This window comes from Streptomyces sp. NPDC054841 (assembly GCF_053611045.1).
In genome coordinates this window covers 1-8,244 of record NZ_JBSGZO010000388.1, presented here as the reverse complement: position 1 = coordinate 8,244, position 8,244 = coordinate 1, and the positions used below count along the sequence as shown (strand labels likewise).

Here is an 8,244-nt window from a genome sequence, read left to right as displayed (position 1 = left end):
GGCTTCGACCCGGCCGTCCATGAGGCGCTTAGCGTGCTGGCCCGCGAGCCGCTGGGCTTCGTCCCGGTATGGCTGCGCGTCGGCCAGGACGGCTTCCCGAGGAACGGCGCCGACGGCGGTAGGCTCGACGCGCTTGTCGTGGCGAAGGCTCTGAAGGACTCGCAGGCTGCCGCCATGCGGCCGATGCTGCTGCTCCACACCACCAAGCTCGAGACCGCGGCGCACCGGAACCTCGTGAGCTGGGCCAGGGCGCTACGCCGTGGCATGGACGGTGCGCAGGCCTGCCTGCTGCCGCCGAATGCCGTTGTCAGGTTGGAGCGGACGGGTAATTCCGTGGTGGTCCGCGGAATGCTCGGTGACACCTTCTCTGTCTGGGGAACTGTCCGGATGGACAGCTCCGATACCGAGCTGGCGCATGGGATGAGCCACCGCGGCGTGCCCACGCGAATCGGCAGAGCCGTGGTCCGAGCTGTCTCCGCACCGCACCCGGAGCAGCCAGGTGTGCTGATCCCGCACCTGCTTACGTCGATCCCGGCGGGCCGCGACCCGATGCTCGACACGCTGATCGCCCACATGCCGCACCGCAAGAACCTGCTGCGGATCATCACCGACGTTGATGCGAATGGCCGGTTCGTGATCCACGTCGACCCCACCGGCTCCACATACGGCAAGCCCTCCCGCGGGGCAGACGGTAGGGAGTTTTACGGCTGGGTGAAGGAGGCTCTGCCAGGCCTGATGAACACTGAGGAGGTGCAGATCCTGCCCACTGGGCCTTTGACCGGCAGTGCGTACGAGAACTTCTGGGTAAACGTAAAACAGTTCGCCGAACGCTTCGAGACGAGCGTCGCAGCCCCTCCGGAGGGCCGGCACTGGCACCACCCGGACCTCTCCGCCTTGCCGGAGGTCGCCGGTGAGCCCTATCTCCGCACGGACGTCGAGGACTTCGAGCCCTGGAAGCACGTCATTCCGGGGCAGACGAAGATCAGGCACTTCACTACGGCCCACGGTGCGCTCGCCCGTCAGATGGGTGGGCTGGACGTGCCGCACGCCAAAGAGGCCAGAACGAGAATGCTCGGCATCCCGGGCAAATCTCTCGCCCTCGGCGTCGATACCGCCGACGTCGAGCGACTTCGGCTTCCAGGCGAAGCCACGCAGAGCGACATCTTCACGCTGTACTTCGCACAGGACTCGAGTGGGACCCCTCTGACGAAGCTCGACGACCAGACGTTCACCCGGCTCGACGAGATCGGGCTGTTGAAGGCGGTGCACGACGCAGGGGCGCCGCGCGGCGCAACATTTCTCTGGATGGGCCCGGCTCCGATTGGCCAGCCCCTGCTCCGGCTGATGGTCCTCCTCGACCACGTCGTCAATGCATTCGACGGCGAAGCGTTTGTCGCACAGGGTCAAGAGGTCCAACGGATAACGGATCCGGCGACCCAGCAGTCGCACCTTGCGTTGGTCCCCATGGCTGCGCACACCAACGAGCCGGTGCCTACAGGGTGGGTTCGGTGCGTTTCGACGGGCCGGGCTGACACGATCCCGCGTTTGGTCAATGTTGATCTTCGGATCTACGAGTTCGTGGAGGCGCTGGGCACCTATCGCCGTGGCAGCGCAGGCAGCGGCTCCTACGTCGGCGCGGTGACGCACTGGACCGCCAACCAAATCGACCCGAACCAGTCGAGGGTCCCCACCGGAGTGCTCCGCGTGCATTTGGATCTGTGGAGCGGCCGACCGGCAATAAGGCTGCGGCTCAAGGGAATGCAGCAGCCCATCAGCCACCCCGTCAGCCCCGAGGAGACCGGCAGATGGCTCCGATCACTCGTCCCCGCACTGAACAATCAGTCCTCCTCGCCGTACCGGCTTGTACAGGTGATCTTCGGGGACGCGAAGGGCCTGGCCAACCAGAGTGGGAGCACTCATCGTGCCTGGGCAAAGGCGCTGTCCCCGCTTCTGAAACTGCCGGTCGCCACGAACCCGGAGAACACCTCCTGGTTCGTCGATGCAGTGACCAACGATGTCCGGCTGCTAACCCGAAGCAGTGAACGCGCTCAATGGCACTTCGAGTTGCCCGCTCCCGACCACCCGCTGCCGGCATACGGCACCGAGCCGCTGGGCCGGCTGTGGCTAGCCGTCGCCGTGCTTGCACTGCCGTTCCCGGGCGGTGTGACCACCTATCCGGTGGAAACCGTGAACGGCCAGTTCGGTCCGTTCATCAACTGTCTGCAGGCAGTCGGCGCGTGGGTTCTCGATCTCGGCCCGCAACAGATGTCCAAAGGCGTGACCTTGCACACGCTGAAGGGCGCACAGCACGTCGCCCCGGACGTCCTGTTCAACTACTTGAAAGCACAGGGTTACCGCGAGGGCCAGGAACTCGTGGTGGCGGTGGAGCCGCAGCTCGACGAGGACCCCGCCCGAACTGACCGATCCGTGCTCCATGAGCAGGAGGACCGCCTCTCCACGCAGTTCAGCGCCCTGCAGCGACTGATCAAGGCTCGGCTGCATGTGCCGGACTCCGGCTTCATGACCAGGCTGGACCGAGTCACCGGACTTGTGGAGAGCGAGCCGCTGCATTGGGCCGGCGGGCAGGGCCATCGGCCGATGGAGACGGAGCATCTACCCACCGACGCGGTCTTCCCGCCGGGCTCCGGCTGGAAGACCCTCGGCGAGGGCGGTCCGATGACGCTGTGGCCCACGGCGCACCGTGCCCTCCTGCCCGCGCGTGGCGCACTGATCGGCAGTCCCCACCTGGTGGTCTCGCTGTGGCCGGGTGGTCGGCCGTTCTCGTGGCTCCGCCTACTGCACTACACCCGCTCCTCGTCCTCGGCGCTGACCATGGTGCTGGATGGGACGAACGAGGGAGAGCTGCTGGCCGCAGACTCCTACGGCAGCCAGCCAGTCGATCAAGAGCTGCTCATCGAGGCGGTGCGCAGGGCCCGTGCGCAGGCAACTCAGTACATCGAGCTGGTCACTCACACCTCGATCTCGGCATCGGCGTACGAGGCGTTGCTGGAGAACGTTGCTCAGCTGTTCAGCGATAGTGACCTGCCCGTCTACCTCCCGCCGCGCGGCAGCAGACTCGACCTTGTGGACAAGCACGACATCACTCCGTTCGGCATCCAAAACTACCTGGAGCTCCAGGCGCACGGAGATGACGGGAGCGTCCGGGACTGGACGCCCGTCAACTTGGGTGGCCGGCTTCCGCGGGCCATCACCGGTGTGGACGGCCAACTCATCGCGCTCGGCAAAGTGAGCACCCAGATCCATCCGGACCCGCGTGACGGGCGGAACGGCGATGCCTCCGCGATCGCCCGCTGGGGCCTCGTCGGAAGCTCCCTCATCGGCGATGATGCGAAACAGGTTGTCCCAATGCAGGGGCCGAGCGGTCTGGTGACCGTGGCCATCAAGGTGGTGAACGGCCTTCCGGCCCTGGCGTTCGACAACAATGGGATGGAGCGCTACGTTCCGGCCTCAGCGCAGGTGTTCGACACCTGGCTGCACACCGAACTGCTCGCGGGTAAGGACATCACACAGGTCCGCGCGCTGCGACTGGTCCCGCTGGAGAAGGTGCTCCCGCAGCACTGGGACTCCTACCACGCCTGGGCTCGACAGGTCGCCGACTTCCAGACCTTCGAGATCAGGATGGATCAAAGGGAGATCGGCTCACACTTCTCGGCCGTCCAGCGGGACATGGTGGCAGGCCTGCCGGACCGCACTGCTGCAATGCATCACGAGATCGAGCCTGAGTGGCTCTCGCTGCCTCCGGGCCTGGCGGAACACGGAACGTTCGAGTCCCACTTCTGGACCGACCCCGCCCGCAGGCTGATCCCAGTCACTCAGCCCTACAACATCGGCTTTGTATTTGGCGCGGTGTCGCTGTACCCCCCGGTGGCGGCGCTCAAGGCAGCCCCCCAAGGCGTTTACCAGATGCAGGACAATAGCTACGCGGTGATCCTGCGACGTGCCGAGCCGAACAGTCTCGTTCCCTTTGAGCTGGCAACAAAGAACGGGTGGGTGCCGGCCAAGCCGGAACTGTTCGTCGAATGGCTGAGCACCAGCACGAGCTACTACAAGGATTGGTCCTGGCCGGTGGTACTGCTTCCGCACAGTGTTGAGCAGTCCGCGACCGGTGAGGAGGTCACCGTACGCCCTGTTCCGATCCGGCCGGAGGACTATCCCGGCACGACCTTGGCGGACTGGCGGCAGAGGGTGGCCGAACTGCTCCACGCAAAGGTGTACCTGGCCCACCCTGCCCTGTACGGCGTGATCGAGAAGCCGGGCCTGCTGTTCGCCCGTCCGGCCGAGGCCGGGGCCGGATCCGCATCTGAGGTCCTGGCGAATCTGGAGAGCTGGCTGATCAGCTCTCCCGAAGACCAGCTCAGCGACCCGGGCATGCAGGCGCACGAGGACGGTCTGCTCGCCTATCCAGAGCCCCTCAGCGTGCCGGTCCCCAACGCGCTGGTCACCCCCTCCGACCCGCAACTCCTGGAACTGGTGACGGCCGTGGCCGAAGCCAGCCAGGTGACGCTGTTCGCCCCGGACTGGACGGAGGATGGCGAGCCCGCCCTGCCCGTCAGCGGGAAGCCGGCACCTCTGACCGCGGAGCAGTGGCGGGAGGTACTGGAGCAAACCGGTTGGGATGCGGGTGAGCCCCTGCAGGTCGTCTCGCTGCCGCGGTCCTCCACCGCGCGGGTCGCCGCCGTCCAAGCACTGCTGAAGCTGGTGGAGGATCTGCCCGCTGAATTCCTGTGGCCCGTACAGGAACAGGTGGAGTTGCGCACCGGGGACGACGGGGTGGTGCAGGTCGCCTCGGTGAGCGATGACGGCACCACCGCGTGGATTTCCTTGCGGTCGGAGTCGCTGCCTTCGCAGGTCACCCTGCTGGAGGATGGCACGGTACGGCTGCGTGGTGACATGACGCTGAGGGTCCTTGAGGACCATCGCTTGCCGGACAACGAGGGCGAGCCTTCCCTGGGCACGGAGGGGTTCGTAGCGCTGTTCGCGGGCGACCTGCCAGAGATCATCAAGGAGATCACCCAGCGGGCCTTCGATCGGTACGACGCGTCCGGCACCAACCTCACCGTGAACATCCTGCACACGCTGATCAGGGGCGGCCGGATCCTGAGCCGTTTCGACGGCGGCCGGTTCGGCGACAGCAATGCCGGCTACCACCGCCTTCCGGTCGAGGAGCTGCTCGAGCAACTGGCCCTAGAGAAGGGGGCCGAATGGCGACCGCTGGTGTTTATGAGTCCGTTCGACGATCCCGCCGACTCGCCGGACCTGACCCCCGCACAGATCGAAGCCAATCTCGCGAAGGACCTCAGGGTAGTCACGAGCAATTGGCAGCAGCCTGCCGCGGCCCCCGTCGAGGGGAGCGCGATCTTGGACCGATGGACCAGAATGCCGGCCGTGGTGGGCGAGGACGGCAAGATCGGCGCCTGGCACGTCGAGCACCCTCTCGGCATAGTCACGGAAATGTTGGGCACCGGTCCGCGTGGACTGATCTGGCCGCGGCACGTGCCCTTCATCGAGTCCTACGGCTACGGGGCCTTCTCGCTGCGGATGACCCATGCGCACCACGGCAACCTGTTCTGGGACCACGCGCTGCCCACCGACCGGAAGCCCACCGACCGGAAGGTATTCGAGCATCCCGCCCGCCCGTATTTCTGGAACCCGATTGCTGTGGCCACTAGCGGTGAGCCGATGCTGGTGTACACCGATGGTCCGGTCGCCGTCTCACCCGCGGAATACCTGAAATGGGCACGCAGCGTGGGCCTGCGCAGCGATTCCGACCTGGTGGTGCGGCCGATCGGCATGACTGAGCGCTCCCGGCCGGTGTTCGAATTCTGGGTGCAGCAGGTACGCGCTCAGCTGCCAGGACCGGGCGAGCTCGTGCTCCTGGATCCGCTCGAGCCCGATGGGTTCCTCTACGATCCCAGCACTGCCGCGATCACGATGTTGGACGACTGGGCGGCTCCGGTCGCCGGCTACGGCATTGTCCAGCAGCCGTACATCGTCCGGCAGCCGGATCAAGGCAACGCCCTGTCCGGCAGCGGCCTTGCAGCGAGGATCCTGCGGACAGAGTTCAAGGGCGGCCGGGTCCTGGGGTACTTCGACGGCGGACGGGCAGGGGAGGGTGGCTACCAGCCGATACCCATCGTGGACATCCTCGATGAGTTCCGCCTGGCAAACGACAGGGGATTCAGCCCGCTGGTGCTCAGGAACATGGCCGAGGCAGACGGGCCAGTTCCCGGGAATCTGGCGCCCACACAGCTCGAGCCAGGCCTCGTTCAGGATCTCCAGTCGATCGCCGACCATTGGAAGCAGCCTGTGGCCAGCCCCGGCCAGGGGAGCAGCACGCCCCTGGACCCCTGGACCGAGTTGCCGACCGTGGAGAGCGAGGACGGCAGCGTCGGCAGCTGGATGGTGACGTACCCGACCGACACCATGGATGCCGACCTGTTGGGCACTGGCCCGCGCGGACTGCTGTGGGACCGGAACGTTCCTTTCCATGAATCTTACGGGAGTGGGGCGTTCTCGCTCCGCCTGTCCTACGCCCACCACGGCAAGCATGTCTGGGACCGTGGGATGCGGACGATCCGGCCTCAGATGATGAATGCCTTGCGCGCCAAGCGCCAGTACTTCTGGAACCCGTTGGCGCTGAGCGCCGACGGTCGGCCGATGCTGGTACATACTTTCGGCCCGGTCGCCGTCGACGCCCGGCAGTATCTGAACTGGCTGAGAGGTCTGGGACTTCGCCGTAATACCGACCTGATCGTCCAGCCGATCGGGCTGACTGAGCACTCCGGGCCTGCCTTCGAAGCATGGTTGGAACAGCTGCGGGCCCAGCTGCCCGATCCGGAGCGGCTGGTCGTGGTGGACCCGCTTCGGATCGAGGGGTTCATCTACGACCCCGTCACTGTCGCGATCACCTTGGACAACAGCCCGGCACCCGAGGTCGGCCCTCTCGATGTTGTGCGCAACCGCAGGACGCGGCTGCTCCGCTGGACCCCAGGCAGCCCGCACTTCGAGGAGCCGAGCCAGGCACTCTCCGGCTTGGACAGCTTCCAGCTGATGGATCCAGCCCGGCTGAGAAGGATGGCCCAGCGGCCCCCGTCCACCCCGCGACCACTGACGTCGGAGACGGTCCGATATCTACCGGAGGATGAGCCGGTGCCGGGATCACCGGCTCCCCGGCAGTCCGACCCACAGTCAGGGGAACAGGACTCGGCCGGGCCGAACGAGCCTTCACCGGCGACGCCGCAGGACTATGCCCAACTGGCGGCCGAGGTGGGTGGCAGGCTGCGTGAACTGGCGGAGTCGACCGCCGGCTCGGAGCTGTCCGCCGCATGGGACATCTATCTGGAGTATCTCGCCTTCCGGGTCGAGGCGGCCGCCCAGCTGATCCGGGCCATGCTGCTTGGCGGGGCGCAAGCACTGGCCGCCGCTGCCGAGGCGATGACGCGGTTCGGTACGGAGCGCATCGACCAGGCGCGGAGCCGGCTGCCGGGCCGGCAGCAGCCGCTTTCGGTTCCGATCCAGGAGTACTACCGCAGTGAGCTAGCCGTCGGCAGTGCCCCGGGCACGTCCCTGGGCGATTCCTCGGCGGCCACAGTCCCTGATCTGATGATGGACGCGCTGATCGGCCGGTTTGCTGCTGAGCCCGGACTGGTCGATCTGCTGAACTCCGTCCGGGACATCGGCGCAATACTGTATGCGCTGGCCGAACACGCCACCGAGACTGCTCCACGGTGGACCGCCGATCTGCTACGCGCGCATTCCCTGGCGTACCGACAGCACACGGCGACCATGCTGGCCGACGCCGAGAGCAGGCAGGCCGGGCCGCATGCCGTCACCCAGGCCGCGCGGAAGCTGCAGAGCCAAGGCCGCGAACGGATTGCGGCCGTGCAAGCCGTGGCGGACGACATTGAACTCCTGCAGGACTTCCCGCTCGACGCCCAGCCGGCGGAGGAGGTGGTCGAGGAGGAACTCCTCGGGGCGGCCACATCAGCAGAATCCGTCCTCCTGCCGGTGAACGCGACGGCCTCGGCCCCCGCCGAGACCTGGTACCCCGTCGGCGACCTGGCGCCCAGCGAGTCCCAGACGGCCGTGAACACGTCCGGTACCAAGCGAGGCTGGGAAGGGCCGCAGGTCGACGAGGAGCAGCTCCTCACCACGGAGCCACACGAAGGCGGAACGGGTGCGGATCCCTCATCGAAGCGGCTAAGACTGGAGCAGGCCCAGGAC

At 66.6% G+C, this 8,244-nt stretch carries 1 protein-coding gene; it reads left to right on the top strand.

Annotated features, from left to right (window positions below; genetic code table 11):
• Positions 1-33: 33 nt before the first annotated feature.
• Positions 34-8,244, top strand: an 8,211-nt coding sequence (locus ACWGI8_RS34075; RefSeq protein WP_453666914.1) for a hypothetical protein, incomplete at its 3' end; no start/stop codon positions are given.